Below are 24,460 nucleotides of genomic sequence, written 5' to 3'. Positions count from 1 at the left end.
GCAGTAGATTGATAAAATCTGAATAGGAAAGCATGACTATTGCCTGAATAAGCCGGCTTTCAGGGTAAATGTTGACATTTGTCATGTCTCTTTATACTACTTGTATATCAATGGGATACGTAAAATGCGGGTGTTAGTAATCAAATGAATCAAGTGAAAAAGTTGGAGAGGGTAGTGGACGATCTCTATATAGTGGGTTCATCAGGGTCTATGTATTTGAATACGGCAGGCGGTTATTTGCATGCCAGTAAAGAATGTTTGTCAGCACAGAATATTGAGGCAGTTTATCCTGTCGGTATGATCGGGGAGGCGGCTATTCATGCGGTCATTCTCAGAAGAGGTTCTTCGATTCCTTTTGAAAAGGCTAATCTTAGAAACCTGTTGTCAGTGTCTAAAAATGAGCAGGAGTACGTTACATTATCCCGGGCTGCGCAACTGATTATCTGGCATAACGAGCATCGGTTCTGCGGGCGTTGCGGGCATAAAATGTTGCACCATGCTGTTGATTTAGCGAAGCATTGTGAGCACTGCTCATTAGCTCAGTACCCGCGTATTTCGCCTTGTATCATTGTTCTGGTGGTTGATGGCGATCGCTGTGTGCTGGCGCGCTCACCGCGTTTTCCGCCGGGGCGATTCAGTACGTTGGCGGGTTTTATCGAAGCAGGGGAGAGTGCCGAAGCGGCTGTGCATCGGGAAATTCATGAAGAGGTAGGTATCGATGTTAAAAATGTGCGTTATTTTAAAAGTCAGTCCTGGCCTTTTCCGCATTCTTTAATGTTGGGTTTCTTTGCTGATTATGCGGGAGGGGAGTTGCTCGCCGATGGGGTCGAAATTGAGGAGGCTAACTGGTATCACCGCGACGCGATGCCCGATCTTCCTCCTTCATTTGCTATCTCATCTGCTTTGATTCAACAGTTTTTGAACGGGGATGTGTAAGTAGAGATGTCAGGCAGAGGTATGATTTTAGCTTTTGTCTTTAAATAACTTACCGAGTTTTGTTGCCAGTATGACGTTGCCTTCAGCGCGGAGCTGCCCCTTCATGAAGGCGCTCATACCATCCTGTTGCCCTGTGACCACGTTAATGAAAGTTTCGGCGTCCATCAGTAAAGTGATCGATGGATCATGATGCTCGCCCTGAGTAGTCGTGCAGTTTTGCTCGTTGATAGTAATATAAAAGTTATCGTCGTCTTCAAGTAAAAACTGAAAGATAGCTGTGAGGTTTTCAGCGGCATCGGCCTGAAAGCGTGAAGGGAGTTTTGCGATTACGCGGGCTACAGTGATATCTGAACTCATTTATATACATTCCTGTCACGAAAAGTAGTTTACAGTGGATTCGTTAATTGGCTTTTATGGTACATTAGCGGACTTAATACTGATAACTCTTTTTCTGGAGAAACCTGTTGTCTGAATTTTTCTTTGAATACGGTCTGTTTGCGGCGAAAGCCTTTACCGGTTTAATCGTTTTTCTTTTGTTAATCGCCGGAATTTTCATGGTGAGTTCACGCCATCGTCACGATGACAGGGATGGCGCTGTTGATCTGACATCGATTAACGAGTTTTATGAAGATATGAAAGATACTGTCGAAGCGGCAGTATTGGATAAAGATGCTTATAAGCAGCTGCTTAAAGAGCAAAAAAAGCAGGACAAGCTCGAAAGTAAACAGCGCAAGAAAGATGCGAAAAAAGGCATAGAGAAGAAAGAAGAAGAAAAGAAACGTATTTATGTTCTTGATTTTGATGGTGATATCAAAGCCAGTGAAGTAGAGCCGTTGCGTGAAGAAATATCGGCGATACTCACTTTTGCACGCCCTATTGATGAAGTCGTTATTCGTCTTGAAAGTGCTGGTGGTATGGTACATACCTATGGGCTGGCAGCTTCTCAGTTGGCGCGTATAAAAGCCAGCGGTATTCCGTTAACCGTATGTGTCGATCAGGTAGCGGCCAGTGGTGGTTATCTGATGGCATGTTTGGCTGACAGGTTGATTGCTGCACCGTTTGCACTGGTAGGTTCAATCGGTGTGATTGCGCAGGTGCCTAATTTCAATCGTGTCCTGAAAAAGCATGATGTTGATTATGAAATGTTTACCGCCGGAGAATATAAACGAACAGTCACTATGTTTGGTGAAAATACTGAAAAAGGTAAACAGAAGTTTATTGAAGAGCTGGAAGATACTCATGCTTTATTTAAAGAGTTTGTTTCTGATTATCGCCCGCAGTTAGACATTGAAAAAGTAGCCACCGGTGAAGTCTGGTTTGGTAAGCGGGCTTTAGAAGAGAAGCTGGTGGATGAATTATCGACCAGTGATGATTACCTGATGACAGCATGTGATGATGCTGATGTGTTTCGGGTTCGCTATGAGATTAAGAAGTCACTTCAGGAACGTTTGAGTGAAATGGCCATCCAAACAACTGAGGGTGTTGTTTCGAAAATCTGGTCTCGCGTTTCAAACAGTCGTTTCATGACTCGTTAAATAATATTGTTCTATTGTCGATGTTTGCGCTATATTTTTAATAGATATATTAAAAGCAGGACTGAGAAGGGGAGCAGAGCTTGGGGCGGTCAAAAACGGCGACTCAAATACTGAAGGCTGCAGAAACCTTGTTTGCTGAGCAGGGATTCTCAGAAACGACCATGCGCCAGATTACCGCTGCAGCAGATGTAAATCTGGCAGCGGTTAATTATCATTTCGGATCAAAACAGGGGCTTATTCAGGCTGTTTCTGAGCAATATCTTTATCCATTTTGTGAATATATAGATAACGCCACCTCTGAATACCTTGTCAATAATCCACAAGTAACCGTATCTGTAGATGATTTGATCGAGATGGTGATGCGAGCGTTGCTTCATGTCCGGCAGAATAATTCACATGCATTACCGATGTTTATGCGTTTGCTTGACCTTGCTTATATGAAGAATCAAAAAGAGTTACGGGATTATATTCAGAGTGAGCATTACGCTAAGTTAGAGGTGTTTTTAGCGCAGCTTAGAATTGATGCATCGCCGATGGAAGATGATGAGTTTTTCTGGCGTTTGCATTTTCTGCTGGGTTCAATGGTTTTTACTTTATCAAATGTCCATACATTGATGGAAATAGAAAAAAAGGAGTTTGATAAAGAAGATGAAATTGAAAAAATTCTGCATCGAATGGTTCCCGTTATCTCCGCTGGTTTTATGGCGCGTTCCGATAAAACATATTTCTGTCGACTCTGATTTTTATCCTTCATGCATCTGCTGTTAAGTATTAAAAAACAAGTATTAACCTTGTATCACTCCACCGTCATTACCGAGTATCCGGTATCTACCGCGCTTAATGGTGCAGGAGAGCAAGAGGGCTCTGGCTGTACGCCCAGAGGGCTTCATGTTATCCGCGCTAAAGTGGGAGAAAATTTGCCGCTAAACGCCGTATTCGTCGGGCGCCGCTTCACGGGCGAAGTCTATTCTGCAGAACTGGCCAGGCAATTTCCTGAAAGAGATTGGATTCTGACGCGTATTTTATGGTTAAGCGGCAAAGAGCCTGGCAGTAATCGGTTAGGGGCAGTGGATAGCATGCGCCGTTATATCTATATTCATGGTACGCCCGATAGCGAGCCTATGGGCATCCCTGTTTCGCACGGGTGTATACGTATGCGCAATGCGGATGTAAAAGAACTTTACGATCGGGTTCCGGTTGGAACTGAACTGTTTATTGAGGAATAAAAATGGCTTCCGGTCGTTTAATGCTGGATGTACAAGGGGTGTCACTGACGCCTGCAGAGCGGGATATGATTGGCCATCCTGAGGCGGGTGGTTTGATACTTTTCGGGCGTAACTATCAATGTAAATCGCAACTGCGTGATTTGGTGGCAGATATTCGCCAGCAAAATCCCGATATCCTGATTGCGGTTGATCATGAAGGTGGGCGTGTGCAGCGCTTTCGTCATGAGTTTGTCAGAATTCCCCCCATGAGAGCATTGGCGCGCTTATGGGAACGCGATCCGGGGCAAGCAGTCAGTATTGCTGAAGATGTCGGATGGTTGATGGCGGCTGAATTGGTTGAAATCGATGTAGATATCAGCTTCGCGCCTGTGTTGGATATTGACTGGTCTCGTAGTGAAATTATTGGTGATCGCGCTTTTGGTACAACTACCGGGCAGGTTATTGCCCTGGCTAGCGGCTTTATGCGCGGTATGCATGCGGCGGGCATGGCCGCTACAGGTAAGCATTTTCCTGGCCATGGTTGGGTTGCTGCCGACTCTCATCTGGATATTCCCTGTGATGAGCGTTCCTATGATCTGTTGTGTGCGGCGGATATCAAACCGTTTAAAGCCTTAATTGATCAAGGGTTAGACGCGATCATGCCTGCGCATATTATTTATCAGCAGTTGGATCAAAAAACGGCGGGTTTTTCCGAATTCTGGCTAAAGCGTATTTTACGCGAAACGTTAGGGTTTCGCGGTGTTATTTTTAGTGATGATCTTGGTATGGCGGGTGCGTCTGCAGCGGGAGGGTTTATAGAAAGAACTCAGGCGGCGCTGTATGCCGGATGTGATATGGCGCTGGTGTGTAATCACCCTGAAGGAGCGCAGCAGGTGCTCACGTATCTGGATAACCATCAGTTTGCTGCCACTGTCTCTATTCAAACCATGAAGCATAAAAAGAATGTTTTCGATGCTCAGCGTTTTGAGCGCGTAGCTGATTTAATTCAATCTCTGGAGGTTTGAGTTTCACATGGATGTAAAGGTGATTTTAGATAGTCTGAATGTTTGGTTGACTCAATATTTGTCGGTTGGCCAGGAAAATAGCTGGATACTCAGTGTTTTTGTTATTGTGTTGATGATGGTGGTCGGCGTATTTGTTATTCGTATAATGTTCGGCCGTATGGCGAATCAGCTGAAGCGGACCAGAAATATATGGGATGATATTCTGCTTGAGTCGGCCAGGCGTCCGGCTGTAATGATGATTTGGGTGTTGGGCGTGAGTTGGGCATTGGATGTCATTGATGTGCAAACGGGTACGGTCTTGCTTGATGTGGTCGGACCGTTACGTAAGGTTGCTGTTATTGTTTTGCTCGGATGGTTTTTAATTCGCTTTATTCAAGCCGCTGAAGCGGCGTTGATTGATCCCTCAGGTATAGATACAACACTCGATGCTACAACCATCAGCGCTATAGGAAAGCTGTTGCGATTATCGTTGATCATCACTGTGTCGCTGGTTGTGTTACAAAGCTTTGGTTACAGTATTTCCGGGGTGTTGGCGTTTGGTGGTATTGGTGGTTTGGCGGTTGGTTTTGCTGCGAAAGATTTATTGGCTAATTTCTTCGGTGGTCTGATGATTTACATGGACCGTCCTTTTAAAGTGGGAGATTGGGTACGAAGCCCTGATAAAAATATTGAAGGGACGGTTGAAGATATTGGCTGGCGGCTCACGCGCATACTTACGTTTGATAAGCGGCCCTTGTATGTTCCCAATGCGACGTTTGCCAGCATTTCGGTTGAAAACCCTTCGCGTATGACGCATCGGCGTATCTATGAAACGGTTGGGGTACGATATTGTGACCTTAAAACCGTAAAAGATATTGTTGATGATGTGAGGGAGTTGTTGCGTCATCATCCTGAGATTGATCAGGATCAGACCCTGATAGTCAATCTGAATAAATTTGCTCCTTCGTCGTTAGATTTCTTTGTATATACTTTTACCAAAACAACCAATTGGGTTCGCTTTCATCAGGTCAAAGAGGATGTGCTGTTGTCGATTATGGAGATCGTTGAGAAGCATGGCGCTGAGGTGGCTTTTCCTACGAGTACCGTACATTTATTGCCCGAAAGGGAGCTTCATCAGGCGGAGCTTGTTAATCCTGGCATGGTTAACAAATATGGTTAAACCCTACGACAAATGAGCTGAGGGCCCGGAAACGGGCCAGTAAAGAGCTCGTCAAGAGGGTTAATAAGCTGCTGTTTAAATCTGATGCTGTCTGGCGGCAGTGCGCTAAACCAGTAAGCTACAGAGCTGCCGGCAGCCCTGTAATCGGTGTAATTTCAATGCAAAAGTATTGTTCAGTTGAGTGGTGTGGCGTAAACAAGAATGCCAAACAACGGATGATCTATATAGTGGGCCTCTTTCGACTTCATGCGGCGGGGCTCGTCCAATACAGCGGTGATCGTTCTGATTGACCCATCTTCCAGCGTAATATTGCGGCGTAGCTGAAGATCCGGCTTGAAGTGCAGGTAATGTCCCCGATCAACGGTGATCGCGCCTTCAAGTTCGTAATAGCCATCTGCCATCATATTACCGGCTTGTATAGCGACTGGTTGTGAGTCACGGCTTTTTCGGACCGGTTGGCTCCATGATTTATGATACAGCACGCGTAAGCCGCTGGTATTCCGGATTCTTTGATCAGTGCTTTTTAGCATAAAGCTAGCGGCTGAGCGTTCATTGTAACCGCCACCGGATAAGCTGATACCGGAAGCGGGGGCTTTGTCAGGTATTGGCCAGTACTCACTGTTAACGGAGGCGTCGTCACGACTGAAGATAAGTACTTCGATGCCGTAGGCGGTGGCTGCTTGTGCGGCGTTGTGCAAGCCGAGTAAAAGGAATACGACACAGCACGAGAGAATTTTTTTCATTAATTTACCTTACCTAGCTCTTTAAGCAAATTTTCAACAGCACTGAAGCGCTGTTCAGTATCGTCCATTTCCAGAGAAAAACGGAGATGGCTGGCGCCTTCAAGTTTATATTTTTTAGGTTGTTTTTGAATCATCATCACTATTGTAAATGGGTCTACTTTGGGTGATTGTTCAAACTCAATGCGCCCGCTTTGGCTTCCTGCATCCAGTTTCAGTATACCCAATTGCTCTGCAAGCAGTTTTAATGAGGTTAGTCTGAATAGATTTTTTGTGGTTTCAGGCAGAAGACCAAATCTATCTATCATTTCAATCTGTAATTCTGTTAGTTCTGTTTCATTTTTTGCGCTGGAAATACGTTTATACATGATTAAGCGGCTATGTACATCAGGAAGATAGTCGTTTTTTATCAGCGCTGGAATGTGCAGATTGATCTCGGCACCATGATGAAGAGGCCTGTCCATGTTCGGTGTTTTGCCTTCTTTGATGGACTGAATTGCCTCTTCCAGCATTTCCATATAAAGCGTGAACCCGATTCCCTGAATCTGGCCGCTCTGGTCGTCACCCAAGAGCTCACCTGCACCGCGTATTTCAAGGTCGTGAGTGGCGAGGGTGAAGCCTGCACCGAGGTCTTCAGCTTGTGCAATGGCTTCCAGGCGTTTGTTGGCATCCTTGCTGATGCTTTTGGTGGGTGGCGTCAGCATATAAGCATAAGCCTGATGATGTGATCGGCCCACACGGCCACGCAGTTGATGTAGTTGGGCGAGGCCGAACTTATCGGCCCGATCTATAATAATGGTGTTAGCGTTGGGGATATCAATTCCGGTTTCAATAATCGTGGTACACAGCAGCAGGTTGTGGCGCTTATGGTAGAAGTCAGCCATGACTTGCTCCAATTCACGCTCGCGCATCTGTCCATGCCCAATGCCGATGCGGGCTTCGGGTACCAGTGCGGCTAATTCTTCAGCTGTTTTTTCTATTGTTTTAACTTCATTATGCAGATAGTACACCTGACCGCCACGCAATAACTCACGCAGGATGGCTTCTTTTATCAAAGGTGAGTTTGATTCGCGCACAAACGTTTTTACAGCCAGTCTTCGTGCCGGTGGTGTTGCAATGATGGACAGATCACGCATACCCGACATCGCCATGTTAAGCGTACGGGGAATGGGCGTGGCGGTCATGGTAAGAATGTCGACTTCTGAGCGCAGTGATTTTAAGCGCTCTTTTTGCTGTACGCCGAAGCGGTGTTCTTCGTCGATGATCACCAGCCCCAGGTTTTTGAAGACGATGTCGCCCTGAAGTAATTTATGTGTGCCGATGATGATATCAATTTGGCCATTGTTAAGTTTCTCGATAGCATCGGCTTGCTGTTTGCCGCTGCGAAAACGAGAGATGAGCTCAATCATAACCGGCCAGTCGGCAAAGCGGTCTTTGAAGTTATCAAAATGCTGCTGGGCCAGCAGGGTTGTCGGGACCAGAATAGCGACTTGTTTACCCGAGTGAGCGGCAATAAATGCGGCGCGCATGGCCACTTCAGTTTTACCAAAGCCCACATCGCCGCAGATGAGCCGATCCATCGGTTGAGGTGAAATCATGTCGCGAAGCACCGAGGTGATGGCCATTTCCTGGTCGGGTGTTTCTTCAAAGGGAAAGCCCGAAACAAATTGTTGATACTCTTGGGCTGGGTCGCTAAACGCAAAACCTTTTCGCGCTGCCCGTCTGGCATAAATGTCGAGAAGTTCTGCGGCTGTATCGCGTACCTTTTCAGCGGCTTTTTGGCGTGCTTTGCTCCATTGTTCGGTGCCAAGCCTGTGTAAAGGTGCCAGCTCATCGCTGCTGCCGCTATAGCGACTGATCAGATGTAGCGAGGAGACGGGGACATAGAGTTTTGCATCATTTGCATAAGATAGTGCAACAAACTCGTTGGTCTGGCCGTCCAGGTCGATGGTTTGCAGGCCTAAATAACGTCCGATGCCGTGATCAAGATGAACCACCGGAGCATTAGGAGCCAGCTCTGCCAGGTTGCGAACGATGAGGTCTGTTTGATCCTTATCTCTGGCGCGTCGTCGACGCTGAAAAACCTGGCGGCCAAATAGCTGTGATTCGGAGATGACATGCATCGATCCGCTGATGCTTAAACCGCGGTTAATAGGGTATACGGTCAGGGCGCAACTATGCTCGTCATCCAGAAAAGCTTGCCAGTTGTCAACGGATGTCGGTTTGATATTGGCTTTGGCGAGCAAATCCTGCAGAGCTGCCCGGCGTCCTGCTGATTCGGCACAAAATAAAATCCGGTCATTAGGGTGTGTGGCAATAAAATCTGTGAGTAGCGCTAACGGCGATGTCGATTGGGCGTTAACCGTTAAGTCACTGGTTTCCTCACAAGGGAGGTTGATTCTGCCGGCAGAGTTTTCCTTGGCCGGGTCGCTGCTGAATTGCAGGCGACGAAAAGACTTGAGTGCTGCAAAAAACTCTTCTTTAGGTGTGAAGATAGCTCTGGGTGGCAGGATCGGGCGTTCTATATCGTGGCGGCGCTCTTCATAGCGATTATTAACATCATTCCAAAATTGCTGGCAGGAATGCTCAAGAGAACCATCAGTAATGATCAGTGTGTCTTTGGGGAGATAATCAAAAAGTGTTGCCGTGTCATCAAAGAAAAATGGCAGATAATACTCTATTCCCGGTGGTGCAAAGCCGTTGCTGACATCCTGGTAAGTGGGGCAGCGTCGCTGATCTGTATCAAAGGCGTTACGCCAGTTGTGTTTGAACTTTTTGATGGCCTCTGTTGTGAGTGGCACTTCGCGGGCAGGTAAGAGGCGTATCTGCTCAATCTTGTCGATAGATCGTTGTGATTCGGCATCAAATGTTCTCAGAGAGTCTATTTCGTCATCAAACAGATCAATTCGAAATGGCGTTTCTGAGCCCATGGGATACAGGTCAATTATGGATCCTCTGACCGTATACTCGCCGTGCTCGTTGACGGTGTCCACGGCACGGTAGCCGGCATCGCTCAATTGTTGTCGTAGTATATCGATATTCAGCTGTTGGCCGGTCTGTAGTACGAGTGAGTGAGCCTGAAGAAAGCTTGATGGCGCTATCCGGTGCATCAGCGTGCTGATCGGAACAATAACGACACCATGCGTAAGCTGAGATAATTGCTTAAGGGTGCTTACCCGGGTAGAAGTAATGTCCTGATGGGGTGAAAAAGTATCATAGGGGAGTGTTTCCCAATCAGGAAAGGGTAATATTTGCAGGTTCTGCGCTGCTGAATAGAAATGAATTTCATTTTCCAGCAGGCTTGCGGTGTCACTGTTTCGTGAGATGACAAGGGTGAGTTGTTGGTGCTTGAGAGCCGCCTGAGCGATGAGTAATCCGGCAGCACTCTGGTGTGCCTGGCCAATCCATTTGATATCACCCGGTTTTGTCGGTATCGGAAATACCAGATTTGTCACGAAACCTCTCCCTTTCCAGGCTTGTTACTGAGCCTGTTGTTAAGCTGGTTATTAAATAATGAGAAGCGGCCTATATTACAGGCTGGATGAAAAAAGCGATATAAGGCCTTGAAAAATCATCCGGCTAAAGTACTAGTGTGAGATTGTTTGCCCGTTGCGTGATAAAAGGGGATAATGTTCCGCAATTTTTTAACGTACGTTGATGTAAAGTTGGAGAAGCCTGTGAGCCAAGATCAAGTATTCGCTGAATGGAAAGAACGCGAAGCGACTGCAGAGTCAATGATTCCTTTGATCGGTCGTTTGTACCGTGATCGTAATATTGAAACTTCTGTATATGGTCGTCTGATTGTTAAGCGATCTGTGATTGATGTGCTGAAAGCGCACCGTTTCGTGCGGCAGATGGAAGCACAAGAGCTGACTGTGCAGGACACTTATCCTGTATTGGAGGCCATTGAGTCTCTGGACGTTAGTGGTGCTCATGTTGATGTCGGTAAGATGGCAGTGCTGTTCCGCCAGAATGGCAACGGCCGTAGCATGAAAGAGTTTCTGGAAGAAGAATTGGCATCGGTTATCGGTGTTGAAGCTCGCCAGGGTACTGATGTCGTGCTTTACGGTTTCGGTCGTATAGGTCGTTTGTTGGCGCGTTTGCTCATCGAGCGTACCGGTGGCGGGCAGTCTTTACGTCTGCGTGCCATTGTTGTGCGTAAGGGCAATGCAAGTAATGACCTGGAGAAGCGTGCCAGCTTGTTGCGTCGTGATTCGGTGCATGGTTCTTTCAAAGGGACTATACAGATCGATGAAGAGAACAATACCCTGATTGCCAATGGTAATGAGATCAAGGTGATTTTCGCAAGCTCTCCTGATCAGATCGATTACACACAGTACGGAATTAATAACGCAATCGTTATCGATAACACCGGTATGTGGCGTGATAAAGAAGGTTTGTCTTTGCACCTTAAGTCAAAAGGTGTGGCGCGTGTTTTGCTGACAGCGCCAGGTAAAGGTGTCAAAAACATCGTAATGGGTGTTAATCATCATGATATTGAAGATGAGGATCTGATCTTATCTGCAGCATCGTGCACAACGAATGCCATCACACCAGTGCTGAAGGCTGTTAACGATGCATACGGTATTGAGAATGGTCATGTTGAGACTGTTCATTCTTACACAAATGATCAGAACCTGATCGACAACTACCATAAAGGTGATCGTCGTGGTCGTGCGGCTGGTCTGAATATGGTTATTACTGAGACAGGTGCTGCCAAAGCGGTCTCTAAAGCGCTTCCTGTGATGGAGGGTAAGCTGACGGGTAATGCGATTCGTGTGCCTACACCGAATGTATCAATGGCTATTTTGAATCTCAATCTTACAAAAGCGGTTGATCGTGAAGGGCTTAATGATTATTTGCGTAATGCGGCGTTGCATTCGCCCTTGCAGAAGCAGATCGCTTACAGCAACTCGCCTGAAGCCGTGTCGAGTGACTTTGTGGGTTCGCGTGCAGCAGGTATTGTTGATGCGTTAGCGACAATCGCAACAGGTAATCGTTGTGTGTTGTATGTTTGGTATGATAATGAATTTGGCTATAGCTGTCAGGTTATTCGTATGGCTCAGAAGATGGCTGATGTCACTTTGCCTGCGTTTCCCAAAGCAAATAAATAGTTGATATTTTTCAGAAAAAAACCGCATGACGCGGTTTTTTTTGATCTTATTGTCGTTATTTCTTTTAATTCTATATATAGACTAAATAGATCTAGCTGTTTTGCCTAAGTACGCCCAAGGTAGCAGCGGTTTTGCCGTGGCTCTTTGTAGATATGGAGTGTGGCGCTCAGGTATACTTAATGAGTTTTTAGGTGGGGTTGTTCGTTTTCCTAATAAGAAGATCGGTAATAATAGACCGTATAGTTTAAATGACGGTTTGTAATATCCGGCGGAAAGGAAGCAAGATCTCGAAAAATTTAATCGTGATTGGGTGAGGTGTATGATCAAGATCAATAAAGGTCTAGATCTACCGATAACGGGTTCTCCGCATCAGACTGTTAAAAGTTCTGTGGCGGAAATTCGGTCGGTCGCCGTGATTGGGCCAGACTATATTGGTTGTAAACCAACTATGGCCGTCAAGGTGGGTGATCGAGTAAAACTCGGTCAAGTGATCTTTTCCGATAAGAAAACTGAAGGCGTTCAGGTAACTGCACCAGGTGCTGGGGTAGTAAGCGAGATCAATCGAGGAGAGCGTCGGGCTCTTCAATCGGTTGTTATTGAGCTGGATGCTGAAGAAGAAGCAATAGAATTCGCACGTTATGATGTTGCTCAGCTCTCGGCTGTTACGCGTGAGCAAGTAGTTGAAAATCTTCAGGCATCAGGCCTGTGGACAGCATTTCGCACGCGTCCGTTTAGTCGGGTGCCTGCGGTAGCTACTGTGCCGGTTTCTATTTTTGTAACTGCAATTGATACGAATCCGTTGGCGGCAGATCCTGCATTATTCATTAAAGAATACGCTGATGATTTCGCCAACGGCTTAACACTGCTGACAAAGCTGAGTGAGAAAGCGGTTTATCTGTGTAAAGCGCCGGGCACAAAAGTCCCCAGCGTTGATGGCGTCACTGTCGAAGAGTTCGATGGTCCTCATCCTGCAGGTAATGCCGGAACTCACATACACCACCTTGATCCGGTGTCTCGTACAAAAACTGTATGGACTGTTGGTTATCAGGACGTGGTTGCTATCGGTAAACTATTTACTGAAGGCCGTCTGTTTGTTGAGCGCTTTGTATCTGTTGCTGGTCCGCATGTTAATAAGTCTGCCATTCTTAAAACCCGTCTGGGTGCTAAGTTGAGTGAGTTGACTGTTGGCCTGCTGCCTACCGGTGAGAACCGTTTGATTAATGGTTCTGTCTGGAATGGTCGGACGGCAAAAGGTCCTCTTGGGTATCTGGGGCGTTATGCTAATCAGGTAACCGTATTGACCGAAGGAAATAAACGTGAATTTCTTGGCTGGGTATTGCCTGGTGCCAATAAATTTTCTGTTCTGAACGTCTTTACATCGTTCCTCTCGTCTGGCAAAAAGTTCGATTTCACAACCACCACAAATGGTTCTGAGCGAGCAATGGTTCCTGTGGGACAGTTTGAAGAACTGATGCCGCTGGATATTTTGCCAACTCAACTGCTACGTGCGTTAGTCACCGGGGATATCGTAGCTGCTATGCAGTTAGGTTGCCTGGAACTCGACGAAGAAGATCTGGCCCTTTGTACTTTTGCCTGTACTGGCAAGTATGAATACGGTCCAATCCTTCGCGATAATCTGACTCGCATAGAGAAAGAAGCCTAAGAGAGGCAGCGTATGAGTATCAGAAATATACTTGATAAAATGGAGCCGCATTTCCATAAAGGCGGTAAGTACGAGAATTGGTATGCGCTGTATGAAGCAGCAGATACCATTTTTTATACACCTGGATATGTTACCAAAACAGCGTCACACGTACGGGATGGTATCGATCTTAAACGTATGATGATTTTGGTTTGGATGTGTACCTTCCCTGCAATTTTTGCAGGTCTGTACAACGTCGGATACCAGGCAAATACAGCGATGGCTGGTATGGGTCTGACCGAAGCGGAAGGCTGGCGTGGTGCTCTTGCCGGTGCTTTGACCGGATTTGATGCAAGCAGTATCTGGGATAATATTATCCATGGTGCTGTTTACTGGGTGCCTATTTATGCAACGGTCTTTATTGTCGGCGGCTTCTGGGAAGTTCTGTTTGCAATGAAGCGTGGTCATGAAGTTAACGAAGGTTTCTTCGTAACCTCGATCTTGTTTGCATTGATCCTTCCACCAACGGTTCCTTTATGGCAGGTTGCTCTGGGGATTAGTTTTGGTGTGGTTATCGGTAAAGAAGTGTTTGGTGGTACAGGAAAAAACTTCCTGAACCCGGCGCTGACTGGCCGTGCCTTTCTGTTCTTCGCATATCCTGCACAAATGTCGGGTGATGCTATCTGGACTGCCGTTGATGGTTTTTCAGGTGCAACGCCTCTGGGTTTGGCAGCAGCGGGTGGTGTTGATGCCATTCTTGCTCAAAACCTGACGTGGATGGATGCCTTCCTTGGGCAGATTCAGGGCTCTGTAGGTGAAACATCTACCATCGCAATTATCATTGGTGGGGCTGTGCTGCTAGTAGCTAAAGTAGCTGCATGGCGTATCGTTGCTGGTGTGTTTGCCGGTATGGTCGCGATGTCCGTCTTACTGAACATTATTGGTTCTGATACGAACCCTATGTTTGCTCTGCCTTTTTACTGGCACTTTGTGTTAGGTGGATTCGCATTTGGTATGTTCTTTATGGCTACCGACCCGGTTTCAGCTTCAATGACAAATACCGGTAAATTGTACTTTGGTGCACTGATCGGCATTATGGTGGTGTTAATTCGTGTCGTTAACCCAGCATTCCCTGAAGGTATGATGCTAGCGATTCTGTTCGGTAACTTGTTTGCACCATTGATTGACAACTTTGTCATTCAGGCAAACATTAAACGGAGGATGGCGCGCAATGTCGGCTAATAACGATACAATCGGTAAAACGATTACCGTCACCGTATTACTCTGTGTTGTCTGTTCTGTGATCGTATCTGCAGCTGCAGTGCTTCTTAAGCCCCAGCAGATTGCAAACAAAGAGCTAGACAGAAAGACAAATATTCTGGCGGCGGCTGGTTTGATGGATTCTTCAAAAACGGTTGAAGAGCTGTTCTCTCAGATCACTACCAAAGTGATTGATCTTGAAACGGGCGAGTTCACGGATGAGGTTGACGCTGCAACATTTGATGCACGTAAAGCCTCAAAAGATCCTGCTCTATCCAATCAATTGGATCGACAGGTCGATATCGCATCAATTAAACGCCAGGCTAAGTACCAAACGGTTTACTTGGTTGAGACTGACGGTAAGCTTGAAACAGTCATTTTGCCTGTTCATGGTTATGGTCTTTGGTCAACACTTTATGGATTCCTTGCTTTAGAAGGTGATCTTAATACAGTGGTTGGTTTAGGCTTTTACTCTCATGCTGAAACGCCGGGACTCGGTGGTGAAGTAGATAACCCTCTTTGGAAGTCGCAGTGGCCTGGCAAGAAAGTTTATGCTGATGGCGCTATGGAACCAGTGTTGGGGTTAATTAAAGGTAAGGTGGATGCTGCTGCTGCAGATGCAGTCCACCAAATCGATGGCCTTTCCGGTGCGACACTTACCAGTAATGGTGTGTCTAACATGGTTAAATTCTGGATGGGTGAAAACGGGTATGCCCCGTTTCTTTCTAATCTGAAAGCTGGGGGGGTGTAAATTATGTCTGAAACTAGAGATATTTTGACGGGCCCTATCGTCAAAAATAACCCGATTGCATTACAGATTCTTGGTATTTGTTCCGCCCTGGCGGTAACGACGAACATGAATACAGCGTTTGTAATGACGCTGGCTGTAATCTCAGTAACTGCATTTTCAAATATGTTTGTGTCTATGATTCGTAATCATATGCCCAGCAGTATTCGTATTATCTGTCAGATGACAATTATTGCCTCTTTGGTAATTGTTGTTGATCAGATTCTGAAAGCGGTTGCTTATGATATTTCAAAACAATTATCAGTCTTCGTCGGTTTGATTATCACGAACTGTATCGTCATGGGTCGTGCTGAAGCCTTTGCTATGAAGAACCCTCCGGGGATCTCTTTCATGGATGGTATCGGAAATGGACTGGGTTATGGTGCAGTGCTGATGTTTGTTGCTTTTTTCCGTGAGTTATTCGGATCAGGCAGTCTGTTTGGCGTTGAAATTCTTCCGTTGGTCACTAATGGTGGTTGGTATCAGGCCAATGGCATGATGTTGTTGCCGCCAAGTGCATTCTTTATCATCGGTGGATTCATCTGGATCATACGTACCTATGATAAAAAGCAGGTAGAGGCTCCTGAGTTCATCATGGCGTCAAACTCTAAGAAGGGGGCTGTATAATGGAACAATATATCAGTCTGGCTATTCGGGCTATCTTCGTCGAAAACATGGCGTTGGCGTTCTTTCTCGGAATGTGTACTTTCCTTGCGATTTCGAAGAAAGTGCAAACCGCGATTGGTCTTGGTATTGCGGTCATCGTAGTGCTTGCTATTACTACCCCTGTGAATAACCTCCTTTATAACGGACTGTTGCGAGAAGGTGCATTGGCTTGGGCCGGTTATCCGGAAGTAGATCTGAGCTTTTTGGGGTACATCTCCTATATTGGAGTAATCGCGGCGATCGTACAGATCCTTGAGATGGTGTTGGATAAATTCTTCCCGGCACTTTATAACGCGTTGGGTGTGTTCCTTCCGTTAATTACGGTTAACTGCGCAATTATGGGTGCGGCTCTCTTTATGGTAGAGCGTGACTATAACTTCGGTGAAAGCGTAGTCTATGGCGTAGGTGCGGGTATTGGCTGGGCGTTGGCAATTGCTGCGTTGGCAGGTATCCGTGAAAAATTGAAATATAGCGACGTTCCGGATGGACTTCGTGGCCTGGGTATCACCTTCGTTACTGTTGGTTTGATGTCTCTGGGTTTCATGTCGTTCTCTGGCGTACAGCTGTAATGTTGCTAGGCATGTTCAACAAAAGGATGGATTAAGCCCATGAATGCTGAAATCGTTCTCGGTGTTGTCATGTTTACCGTCGTAGTGCTTGCACTCGTGGCGGTAATTCTGGCAGCGCGTTCTAAATTAGTGAGTTCTGGTGATGTCGTTATTAATATCAACGATGATCCGGAAAAATCTATCACCGTTGCAGCAGGCGGTAAGCTTCTGCAGACACTCTCAAACGTTGGGATTTTTGTCCCGTCGGCTTGTGGTGGCGGTGGTACATGTGCGCAGTGTAAATGTCAGGTTCTTGAGGGAGGTGGTTCTATGCTGCCTACTGAAGAATCTCACTTTACTATGCGTGAAGCGAAAGATGGCTGGCGCTTATCATGTCAGGTTGCTGTTAAGCAGGACATGAGTATTGAGCTTGAAGAGGAAATCTTTGGTGTTAAGAAGTGGGAATGTACGGTTGAGTCAAACCCGAACGTTGCTACTTTTATCAAAGAACTGACGCTGAGATTACCTGAAGGTGAAAATGTTGATTTTCGCGCGGGTGGTTATGTTCAATTAGAAGCGCCTGCTCACGAAGTTCATTATAAAGACTTTGACATTGAAGAAGAGTATCGCGGTGACTGGGATAAGTTTAACCAGTGGAAGTATGTTTCTAAGGTAACGGAGCCTGTTATCCGAGCATACTCAATGGCGAATTATCCTGAAGAAGTGGGTATTGTTAAGTTCAATATTCGTATCGCTTCCCCGCCTCCTGGAAAAGATGATCTCCCTCCGGGACAGATGTCTTCTTACGTGTTCAGTCTGAAACCAGGTGATAAAATCACTGTATACGGGCCGTTTGGTGAGTTCTTTGCAAAAGATACTGACAATGAAATGGTCTTCATCGGTGGTGGTGCGGGTATGGCGCCAATGCGCTCGCACATTTTCGACCAGTTAAAACGATTGAAGTCTAAGCGTAAAATGTCGTTCTGGTACGGTGCCCGTTCGTTGCGTGAGTGCTTCTATAACGAAGAATATGATCAGCTTCAGGCTGAGAATGAAAACTTCGAGTGGCATTTGGCATTGTCAGACCCTCAACCAGAAGATAACTGGGAGGGAATGTCCGGGTTTATCCATAATGTGTTGTATGAAAACTATCTGAAGGACCATGAAGCGCCTGAAGATTGTGAGTACTATATGTGTGGACCACCTATGATGAACGCGGCGGTTGTGCAGATGCTGCTGGACTTAGGTGTCGAGCCTGAAAATATCTTGCTTGATGATTTCGGTGGTTAAGCATTGATGGATACACGCATTCGTGTCCCTAAATGGCCGGCAGCATTGCTGCTGGCCTTTTTGTTTTTGCTGGGATGTGCTGAAGAAAAACAAAATTCTGACATTGTTTCTTTTTCCGGGGTAACAATGGGTACGACATTCACTGTGAAGTGGGTGGACTCAAGCGATGCCAAAGTGCCGGGTATTCGTGAAGAGGTAACGAAAGCGCTGCTGGAAGTGAATCAGGCAATGTCTACGTATATTGCGGACTCCGAGTTGTCGCAATTTAATCAACTGCCTGTGAATAGTGAATTGAACATTAGCGAGGCATTATTCTTCGTCTTAAATCTCGCTCAGAATATTAGTCATCAAACAGCGGGTTCATTTGATGTAACCGTTGGACCGCTGGTTAACTTGTGGGGTTTCGGGCCTGATGGGCGAGTGATCAAAGCGCCGGCAGAGGCGCAAGTGACGCTTTTGAAGCAGCGGATTGGCTTTGATAAATTGCTGCTTAAAGCAGATCCGGCGCGGGCGATAAAAACAGCGGATCTTTATGTGGACTTATCGGCAATTGCTAAAGGTTATGGCGTCGATATTCTGGCTGACATAATGAATAAGAACCATATTGATAATTTTCTGGTTGAGATTGGCGGCGAGCTACGTGCGCAGGGCACAAAGCCAGGAAACGAAGACTGGAAAATCGCGGTCGAAAGCCCCGTCATTGGTGAGCGAAAAGTACAAAAAGTATTAAGCATTAGTAATACTGGCATAGCAACATCGGGTGAATATCGTAACTATTTTGAAGAGAATGGTATTCGGTACTCGCATACGATCAATCCAGAAACGGGCAAACCGATTACGCATAAATTAGCCTCAGTTACGGTGCTTATGGCTACCTGTGCAGAAGCAGACGCGATGGCTACCGCATTTATGGTAATGGGAGAGGATCGAGCTTATGATTTTGCCGTTAAGCATAATATAGATGCTTTTTTTATTGTAAAATCAGATCAATATTTTATTGAAAAAATGACACCGGGTTTTGAAAAACGCTTGGTGAAGTGAGGTTGATGTGGATATTTTTATCTTTGTTTTTGCTGGGTTGATGTTGATCATTCTGGCGATGTCGGTTGGCGTTATTATGGGTGGCAAGCCGATTGCGGGTTCGTGTGGCGGTATGGCGTCACTGGGCATGGATACAGCCTGTGATATATGTGCTGGCGATAAAAGCATATGTGAAGATGAAGACGAAAAGAATCGTCGTATCTCCGAATTAGCGAAAATAGACAGCCTTGCTTATGAAGTTAAGTCTAAAAGTTGATTGTGGAGTGATGGCTATCGCCTATTTAGTAATGTGTGAACCGATCTAACGCATAATAAAGTGTAACGAATAACTAAGGGGAAATAGATGGCTGTTTATGACTATGACGTCGTCGTGATTGGTTCAGGTCCGGCGGGAGAGGGAGCAGCAATGAATGCTGCAAAGAATGGGCGTCGTGTTGCGATCGTAGAAGAGCAAGATTCTGTTGGTGGTAATTGTACTCATAAAGGGACTATTCCTTCAAAAGCGCTACGTCACTCGGTTAAACAGATTATCGAATTTAATACTAACCCGATGTTTCGGGATATTGGCGAACCGCGTTGGTTTTCTTTTTCGAAGGTGCTCAAACGTGCTGAAAAAGTCATGTCGAACCAGGTGATGCTGCGTACCAATTTTTACGCACGAAACCGTGTTGATGTGTTTTTTGGTAGAGCAGAATTCGAGAATAACACCACGATCATCGTAAAAGAGACACCCAAAGGAGATGAAACACTGCGTACTAAAAGTGTTGTTATCGCTTCTGGATCACGCCCATATTGCCCGCCGGATATTGATTTTACCCATCCGCGAATTTACAACTCAGATACTATACTTAAATTAAGCCATACCCCCAGAACCCTTATTATTTATGGTGCTGGCGTTATTGGTAGTGAATATTGCTCGATCTTCAGTGGGCTTGGTGTGAAAGTTGACCTTATCGATACACAAGATCGCTTGTTGTCTTTTCTTGACGGCGAGATCTCAGATGCGCTGAGTTATCATCTGCGTAATACCGCGGTTAAAATTCGCCATAATGAAGAATATGAAAGTGTAGTCGGTGATGAACACGGTGTTATCCTGAACCTGAAATCAGGTAAACGTATTCGTGCCGATGCTTTCTTGTGGTGTAATGGCAGAACGGGTAATACCGATAATATGAATCTTCAGGCGAGCGGGCTCAAGGCGAATAGCCGTGGACAGTTAACGGTTGATCAGCATTACAAAACTGAAGTAGATAATATTTATGCTGTCGGTGATGTTATCGGTTGGCCAAGTCTGGCATCAGCAGCACTGGATCAGGGCCGTTCGGCTGCTGCCGATCTGGTGGGTACGGGTAATTTCAGGTATATCAATGAAGTGCCAACCGGAATTTACACCATTCCGGAAATCAGTTCGTTAGGTAAAACTGAAGAAGAGCTTACCGCCGAGAAAATTCCTTATGAAGTCGGTCAGGCTTTCTTTAAAGATACCGCGCGTGCGCAGATTTCGAGCCAGCCTGTCGGCATGTTAAAAATCTTGTTTCATCGCGAAACGCTTGCCATCTTAGGTATTCATTGTTTTGGTGATCAGGCATCCGAGATTGTGCATATCGGACAAGCGATTATGCGTCAGGAAGGCAGTGCAAATACGATCGAGTATTTCGTTAATACAACCTTTAACTACCCTACAATGGCGGAAGCTTATCGGGTTGCAGCGATTGCCGGGTTGAATCGTATTGCTAATCTATAGATTCGGTGAACGAAATAAGTGAGTGGAAAGACCGGGCTAGTCCCGGTCTTTTTTGTCAGGCTTCGCGCTATCTTTATAATAGCTGTCTTCGTAATAAATACCTTTGATCTTCAGTTTTTTCTCAACAAAGCGGTTAAAGCGACTCCAGATAAAAAACGCCGGTGTCATCATTATGACGATGGCGAGCATCAATCCGCTGCCTTCATAACCTGTCGGCATCTGCATCGTGCTCCAGTCAAGAAAGCCTAGCTCCCTAAACAAAAGATACCAACCAATCAGAAACAGAAACCCTATACCGGTTGCGATATGGTGAAGCGTATTGTTATTCATTGGTTCTTATTTCCGGTAAAGATGGATACGTAAGGTTGGTAGAAATGGCTCAGGATCGATAACGCTATCTGAGCGCAAAGCTCTGCTGCGTTGTGCGGGTGGTGTGGCTGCTAAATTATTATGCACTGGCAGTTGATCATCTTCACCAAGAGGGATCAGTATAGGGAGAGGGCAGTTTTTTGCAATACGCTGCCAATGCGTAGCGTCAATTTTCCATGCGATATTGGCACGAATAACAGGTACCTGCTTTTGTATTTGAGCTAAAGGCGTATTTTTATCTAACGGTGAGAGTTTCTCTATCTGCCTGTTGATATGTGTTTGCGAAATATCAAGCTTTAACAGCATTTCCATTGCATCATGTGCTGTCAGTTTACGAATGCTGCGGCCGCTGCTGTACCAGCTAAAGCGTATGTTATCGGGTTTTGTTTCTACTAGTGGAATATGCCGGTAACACTGCTTGAGGTGCAATCGACCAAGGCCTGCCTGGTTCATGCGGGCGGCTATAACTTGAGAGCGCTGGTGAAGTTTCTGCGAAATTTCGGGCAATTCGGATTTTTTCAATTGGCCAATGCAGATGCGAAATTGGTCTTTATATCCGTTGAGCTGCTCTGCTGCAGCCAGTAAATCAGGATTTGCTCCCACTAAGCCGAAGCAAGAATGTGTTCTGCGACCATCCTGATGGCCGCTATGCCAGATATCTGTAAAAATTAGTCGGGCATGTCGTTGTTTATCTGCTGCTCGTATTAAGCCCGTTTCGCCTGGCAATGAGATGGGCAACTTGCATAGAGCAAGCTGCTTATCAAAACAGGATAAGGACTCTTTCATTTGTTCGAATGCATCGATAATGTCGTTTACTATAAAGCCAGAGATGCTCATATTGTTTTATCAATCAGTGTTTTCTATGCGTTCAGGTACCGTTTGAATCACACGTTGTGCGATGAGCATACGGCAGTTCTCAGGCATCCGGTAAAAAGACACGGCAATATGCGTCTCTTGTCCTTGCTGAATGATGCGTTGAACCTTTGCGTATAATAAAACTCCCAATAAGGGGTTTGAAAAAACAAGTTTGATGGTAAGAAATTCACCAACCTGATAGTGTTCATCTGCAGCGAAAAACTGCATGCCACCCTCGCTTAGGTTGATCGATTGTTTGGTCAGCTTTTCGATTTCCAGGCCGCTGGTTGCCAGTGTCCGTGTGATCAGGTGCAACTTTTCAGCCTGCAGTTTGAAAAGTTGTGCTAAAAGAGGGTTTGTATCGTTAAGCTGATGAAGCAGGTCGTCTTGTAGCTTGTCGATCCCCTGAACTTCAGAAATTAATTCGAAGTAGGGAGATACCTCAAACTGAGCCGGTTGAAGTGAGACCTTAACTTCGTCAGCGGTGACTCGCTGCACTTCTAACGCTACATTTTTCTCGACCCGATAAAACTGCCTTCGTTCCTGGCTCACAGTCACCTCCTGTTCACGTGTTGTTGACTAGAGTATAGCGGAGATTTTCTTAATATTGTTAGAGTTACTAACCCAACTGTGATTTAATCCGCGACCATGTTCAGACCCTTTTCTATATATGTAGGCTTGCGCTATACCGCAGCCAAACGCAGTAATCATTTCATCTCCTTTATCTCTCTGGTTTCCATGCTGGGGTTGACGTTGGGGGTTGCGGCGTTAATTCTTGTTTTGTCTGTAATGAACGGTTTTGATCGTGAATTGAAAGACAGAATCCTTGGTATGGTTCCTCACGCGACTATCACTGGCTATGAAAAACCGATAGCTGATTGGAAGCAGGTAGCGGCTACTGCCGGGCAAGACTCAAGAGTTATAGCCACTGCTCCTTTTATTACTGCACAAGGCATGCTGACCTCTTCTGGTCAGGTTCGTGGCGTGATAGTGCAAGGCGTTGACCCTATCGCTGAGCGTAAGGTATCGATTGTTTCACAGCATATGCTCAATGGTGAGTGGGATAACCTTAAAAGTGGTGAATTCGGTGTGGTTTTAGGTGATCTGTTAGCCCGCTATTTAGGAGCGCGCGTGGGTGACAAGGTGACACTGGTATTACCTGAAGCCTCTATCAGTGTGGCAGGCGTTACGCCGCGGTTAAAGCGTTTTACTGTCGTCGGTATTTTTTCTGTCGGTGCTGAACTGGATAGTTCTCTTGCCTATATACACATAGATGATGCCGCTCGTTTGAAGCGTATTTCTGCCGGTGTGGAAGGTGTGCGCGTCACTTTCCAGGACCTGTTTGAAGCGCCGGTTGCTGCGCGTGAGATTGCCTCAGCCCTGGAGGGTTACTTCCTTGTTTCTGACTGGACGCGTACGCATGGTAATCTTTTTCAGGCGATTCAAATGGAAAAGAAAATGATCGGTTTGCTGCTTTTTTTGATCGTCTTTGTGGCTGCATTTAATATCGTCTCAACACTGGTGATGGTCGTTACAGATAAGAAATCTGATATTGCTATATTGCGCACACTGGGTGCTACACCCGGCATGATCATGCGTATTTTTATGGTGCAGGGTATTGTTATTGGTTTTGCTGGTACATTTATAGGGTCGGCGCTTGGCGTTATTCTGGCGTTAAGTGTGACGGATCTTGTTGCGTGGGTTGAGCAGGCATTGGGTGTTCAGTTTTTATCTTCGGATGTGTATTTCATCAGCTACTTACCTTCGCAGTTAAACTGGGAAGATGTAGGCCTGATTGCTTCATCTGCCTTGGCGATCAGCTTCCTGGCGACGCTCTATCCGGCATGGCGCGCTTCTAAAACTCAGCCAGCAGAGGCGTTGCGTTATGAATAGTAAAGCTGTATTGGTGTGTGACGCTGTCGGTAAAGTTTACACGGAAGCGGGTAGTCCTTTGGAGGTCTTGAAGGATGTGTGTTTGACGATTACAGAAGGTGAACGAATTTCCATTATGGGAACGTCCGGCTCTGGCAAAAGCACCTTGCTTAATATTCTGGGTGGGCTGGAAGCGCCTACTCAGGGAGAGGTTTGTGTCGGTGGTGAGTCGCTGTACTCTGTGTCTGAAGAAAAAAGAGCACAGATTCGCAACCGCCAGTTGGGTTTTGTCTATCAGTTCCATCATCTGTTGCCAGAGTTTGATGCTGTTGAAAACGTAGCAATGCCATTGTTGTTAGGCAAAGTGGCTATTCATGAAGCGCGAGCCCGGGCTCAAGAGATGTTGAAAGCCGTTGGTTTGTCTGCCCGGTTAACACACAAACCAGCTCAGCTCAGCGGGGGGGAAAGACAGCGTGTGGCTATTGCACGTGCGCTGGTTACTCAGCCTGCCTGTGTATTGATGGATGAACCCACAGGAAACCTGGATAATCATACGGCTAATGATGTTCAGGACCTGATGTCGCGTTTGAATCAGGAGTTTCGAACGTCTTTCATTATTGTCACTCATGACGCTGAATTGGCACATCGTATGGATCGGGTTTTAGAGCTCAG

The 24,460-nt window shown here is 46.0% G+C and carries 24 protein-coding genes; 18 read left to right on the top strand and 6 right to left on the bottom strand.

Features of this window, described 5'->3' with window-relative positions; genetic code table 11:
- The first annotated feature begins 174 nt into the window (after positions 1-174).
- Positions 175-936 (top strand): NAD(+) diphosphatase, encoded by a 762-nt coding sequence (gene nudC, locus ABY436_RS06505; RefSeq protein WP_372738190.1) that lies wholly within the window; start codon positions 175-177, stop codon positions 934-936.
- 27 nt (positions 937-963) lie between these two features.
- On the opposite strand, the gene ABY436_RS06500 is transcribed toward nudC, so the two are convergent.
- A complete protein-coding gene (locus tag ABY436_RS06500; protein ID WP_372738189.1) occupies positions 964-1,293 on the bottom strand; it encodes an SCP2 sterol-binding domain-containing protein in 330 nt (109 codons plus the stop codon).
- A gap of 107 nt (positions 1,294-1,400) precedes the next feature.
- On the opposite strand from ABY436_RS06500, the gene sohB reads away from it, so the two are divergent.
- The 5 genes from sohB (at position 1,401) to ABY436_RS06475 (ending at position 5,860) form a co-directional block, all read left to right on the top strand.
- On the top strand, positions 1,401-2,471 hold the full coding sequence (gene sohB / locus ABY436_RS06495; protein WP_372738188.1) for a protease SohB: 1,071 nt from the start codon (positions 1,401-1,403) through the stop codon (positions 2,469-2,471).
- Positions 2,472-2,551: 80 nt separating this feature from the next.
- On the top strand, positions 2,552-3,211 hold the full coding sequence (locus tag ABY436_RS06490) for a TetR/AcrR family transcriptional regulator (protein WP_372738187.1): 660 nt from the start codon (positions 2,552-2,554) through the stop codon (positions 3,209-3,211).
- Positions 3,212-3,223: 12 nt separating this feature from the next.
- Positions 3,224-3,697 carry a L,D-transpeptidase family protein gene (locus ABY436_RS06485; RefSeq protein ID WP_372738186.1) on the top strand — a complete coding sequence of 158 codons (474 nt, stop codon included), beginning with the start codon at positions 3,224-3,226 and terminating at the stop codon, positions 3,695-3,697.
- Positions 3,698-3,699: 2 nt separating this feature from the next.
- The gene (gene nagZ, locus ABY436_RS06480; RefSeq protein ID WP_372738185.1) at positions 3,700-4,701 is read left to right on the top strand and encodes a beta-N-acetylhexosaminidase; all 1,002 of its coding nucleotides are present in this window, start codon (positions 3,700-3,702) and stop codon (positions 4,699-4,701) included.
- Positions 4,702-4,708: 7 nt separating this feature from the next.
- On the top strand, positions 4,709-5,860 hold the full coding sequence (locus tag ABY436_RS06475; protein WP_372738184.1) for a mechanosensitive ion channel family protein: 1,152 nt from the start codon (positions 4,709-4,711) through the stop codon (positions 5,858-5,860).
- A gap of 173 nt (positions 5,861-6,033) precedes the next feature.
- Here the strand turns inward: ABY436_RS06475 and ABY436_RS06470 are convergent, their stop codons facing one another.
- Together ABY436_RS06470 and mfd are read right to left on the bottom strand one after the other, a co-directional pair.
- Positions 6,034-6,603 (bottom strand): CsiV family protein, encoded by a 570-nt coding sequence (locus tag ABY436_RS06470; RefSeq protein ID WP_372738183.1) that lies wholly within the window; start codon positions 6,601-6,603, stop codon positions 6,034-6,036.
- The gene (gene mfd / locus ABY436_RS06465; protein WP_372738182.1) at positions 6,603-10,055 is read right to left on the bottom strand and encodes a transcription-repair coupling factor; all 3,453 of its coding nucleotides are present in this window, start codon (positions 10,053-10,055) and stop codon (positions 6,603-6,605) included. The genes ABY436_RS06470 and mfd overlap by 1 nt, the downstream gene beginning before the upstream one ends.
- 222 nt (positions 10,056-10,277) lie before the next feature.
- Between mfd and ABY436_RS06460 the strand changes: the two genes are divergently transcribed.
- The 10 genes from ABY436_RS06460 (at position 10,278) to sthA (ending at position 20,692) form a co-directional block, all read left to right on the top strand.
- Positions 10,278-11,714 carry a glyceraldehyde-3-phosphate dehydrogenase gene (locus ABY436_RS06460; RefSeq protein WP_372738181.1) on the top strand — a complete coding sequence of 479 codons (1,437 nt, stop codon included), beginning with the start codon at positions 10,278-10,280 and terminating at the stop codon, positions 11,712-11,714.
- 319 nt (positions 11,715-12,033) lie between these two features.
- Entirely contained in the window at positions 12,034-13,377 is a 1,344-nt protein-coding gene (locus tag ABY436_RS06455; protein WP_372738180.1) for a Na(+)-translocating NADH-quinone reductase subunit A, read from the top strand.
- A gap of 12 nt (positions 13,378-13,389) precedes the next feature.
- Positions 13,390-14,598, top strand: a complete 1,209-nt coding sequence (locus tag ABY436_RS06450) for an NADH:ubiquinone reductase (Na(+)-transporting) subunit B (RefSeq protein WP_372738179.1) — start codon at positions 13,390-13,392, stop codon at positions 14,596-14,598.
- A complete protein-coding gene (locus ABY436_RS06445) occupies positions 14,588-15,367 on the top strand; it encodes a Na(+)-translocating NADH-quinone reductase subunit C (RefSeq protein ID WP_372738178.1) in 780 nt (259 codons plus the stop codon). The genes ABY436_RS06450 and ABY436_RS06445 overlap by 11 nt, the downstream gene beginning before the upstream one ends.
- Before the next feature lie 3 nt (positions 15,368-15,370).
- Positions 15,371-16,030: an NADH:ubiquinone reductase (Na(+)-transporting) subunit D gene (locus ABY436_RS06440; protein ID WP_372738177.1), complete on the top strand. Its 660-nt coding sequence runs from the start codon at positions 15,371-15,373 to the stop codon at positions 16,028-16,030.
- Positions 16,027-16,638: an NADH:ubiquinone reductase (Na(+)-transporting) subunit E gene (gene nqrE, locus ABY436_RS06435; RefSeq protein ID WP_372738200.1), complete on the top strand. Its 612-nt coding sequence runs from the start codon at positions 16,027-16,029 to the stop codon at positions 16,636-16,638. Before ABY436_RS06440 ends, nqrE begins: the two co-directional genes overlap by 4 nt.
- A 39-nt stretch (positions 16,639-16,677) precedes the next feature.
- Complete coding sequence (nqrF, locus tag ABY436_RS06430) at positions 16,678-17,907, top strand: NADH:ubiquinone reductase (Na(+)-transporting) subunit F (protein WP_372738176.1); 1,230 nt, start codon at positions 16,678-16,680, stop codon at positions 17,905-17,907.
- Positions 17,908-17,913: 6 nt separating this feature from the next.
- On the top strand, positions 17,914-18,948 hold the full coding sequence (locus ABY436_RS06425; protein ID WP_372738174.1) for an FAD:protein FMN transferase: 1,035 nt from the start codon (positions 17,914-17,916) through the stop codon (positions 18,946-18,948).
- 7 nt (positions 18,949-18,955) lie between these two features.
- Entirely contained in the window at positions 18,956-19,204 is a 249-nt protein-coding gene (gene nqrM / locus ABY436_RS06420) for a (Na+)-NQR maturation NqrM (RefSeq protein WP_177201151.1), read from the top strand.
- Positions 19,205-19,291: 87 nt separating this feature from the next.
- A complete protein-coding gene (sthA, locus tag ABY436_RS06415) occupies positions 19,292-20,692 on the top strand; it encodes a Si-specific NAD(P)(+) transhydrogenase (RefSeq protein ID WP_372738173.1) in 1,401 nt (466 codons plus the stop codon).
- 36 nt (positions 20,693-20,728) lie between these two features.
- Here sthA and ABY436_RS06410 read toward each other — a convergent pair whose 3' ends face one another.
- Genes ABY436_RS06410 through ABY436_RS06400 form a run of 3 tightly spaced genes read right to left on the bottom strand, consistent with a single transcriptional unit; the run spans position 20,729 to position 22,468 of the window.
- Entirely contained in the window at positions 20,729-21,022 is a 294-nt protein-coding gene (locus ABY436_RS06410) for a hypothetical protein (protein WP_372738172.1), read from the bottom strand.
- A gap of 6 nt (positions 21,023-21,028) precedes the next feature.
- Positions 21,029-21,898 (bottom strand): DNA replication terminus site-binding protein, encoded by an 870-nt coding sequence (locus ABY436_RS06405; RefSeq protein WP_372738171.1) that lies wholly within the window; start codon positions 21,896-21,898, stop codon positions 21,029-21,031.
- A 9-nt stretch (positions 21,899-21,907) separates the two neighbouring features.
- Positions 21,908-22,468, bottom strand: coding sequence for a PilZ domain-containing protein (locus ABY436_RS06400; RefSeq protein WP_372738170.1), 561 nt, complete (start codon positions 22,466-22,468; stop codon positions 21,908-21,910).
- A 96-nt stretch (positions 22,469-22,564) separates the two neighbouring features.
- On the opposite strand from ABY436_RS06400, the gene ABY436_RS06395 reads away from it, so the two are divergent.
- A complete protein-coding gene (locus ABY436_RS06395) occupies positions 22,565-23,809 on the top strand; it encodes a lipoprotein-releasing ABC transporter permease subunit (RefSeq protein WP_372738169.1) in 1,245 nt (414 codons plus the stop codon).
- On the top strand, positions 23,802-24,460 hold a 659-nt coding region (gene lolD, locus ABY436_RS06390), incomplete at its 3' end, for a lipoprotein-releasing ABC transporter ATP-binding protein LolD (RefSeq protein WP_372738168.1). The genes ABY436_RS06395 and lolD, both read left to right, overlap by 8 nt.

The organism is Neptunomonas sp., assembly GCF_041601355.1.
Lineage (GTDB): Bacteria > Pseudomonadota > Gammaproteobacteria > Pseudomonadales > Balneatricaceae > Neptunomonas.
This window is presented reverse-complemented; position numbering and strand designations above follow the sequence as displayed.

Coding starts and splice junctions, on each gene's coding strand:
- ABY436_RS06485 (WP_372738186.1), top strand. CDS start 3,224: ATGCATCTGCTGTTAAGTATTAAAAAACAAGTATTAACCTTGTATCAC.
- nqrF (WP_372738176.1), top strand. CDS start 16,678: ATGAATGCTGAAATCGTTCTCGGTGTTGTCATGTTTACCGTCGTAGTG.
- ABY436_RS06470 (WP_372738183.1), bottom strand. CDS start 6,603: ATGAAAAAAATTCTCTCGTGCTGTGTCGTATTCCTTTTACTCGGCTTG.
- ABY436_RS06410 (WP_372738172.1), bottom strand. CDS start 21,022: ATGAATAACAATACGCTTCACCATATCGCAACCGGTATAGGGTTTCTG.
- ABY436_RS06475 (WP_372738184.1), top strand. CDS start 4,709: ATGGATGTAAAGGTGATTTTAGATAGTCTGAATGTTTGGTTGACTCAA.
- ABY436_RS06395 (WP_372738169.1), top strand. CDS start 22,565: ATGTTCAGACCCTTTTCTATATATGTAGGCTTGCGCTATACCGCAGCC.
- ABY436_RS06450 (WP_372738179.1), top strand. CDS start 13,390: ATGAGTATCAGAAATATACTTGATAAAATGGAGCCGCATTTCCATAAA.
- ABY436_RS06440 (WP_372738177.1), top strand. CDS start 15,371: ATGTCTGAAACTAGAGATATTTTGACGGGCCCTATCGTCAAAAATAAC.
- ABY436_RS06455 (WP_372738180.1), top strand. CDS start 12,034: ATGATCAAGATCAATAAAGGTCTAGATCTACCGATAACGGGTTCTCCG.
- ABY436_RS06405 (WP_372738171.1), bottom strand. CDS start 21,898: ATGAGCATCTCTGGCTTTATAGTAAACGACATTATCGATGCATTCGAA.
- ABY436_RS06425 (WP_372738174.1), top strand. CDS start 17,914: ATGGATACACGCATTCGTGTCCCTAAATGGCCGGCAGCATTGCTGCTG.
- ABY436_RS06445 (WP_372738178.1), top strand. CDS start 14,588: ATGTCGGCTAATAACGATACAATCGGTAAAACGATTACCGTCACCGTA.
- sthA (WP_372738173.1), top strand. CDS start 19,292: ATGGCTGTTTATGACTATGACGTCGTCGTGATTGGTTCAGGTCCGGCG.
- nagZ (WP_372738185.1), top strand. CDS start 3,700: ATGGCTTCCGGTCGTTTAATGCTGGATGTACAAGGGGTGTCACTGACG.
- ABY436_RS06500 (WP_372738189.1), bottom strand. CDS start 1,293: ATGAGTTCAGATATCACTGTAGCCCGCGTAATCGCAAAACTCCCTTCA.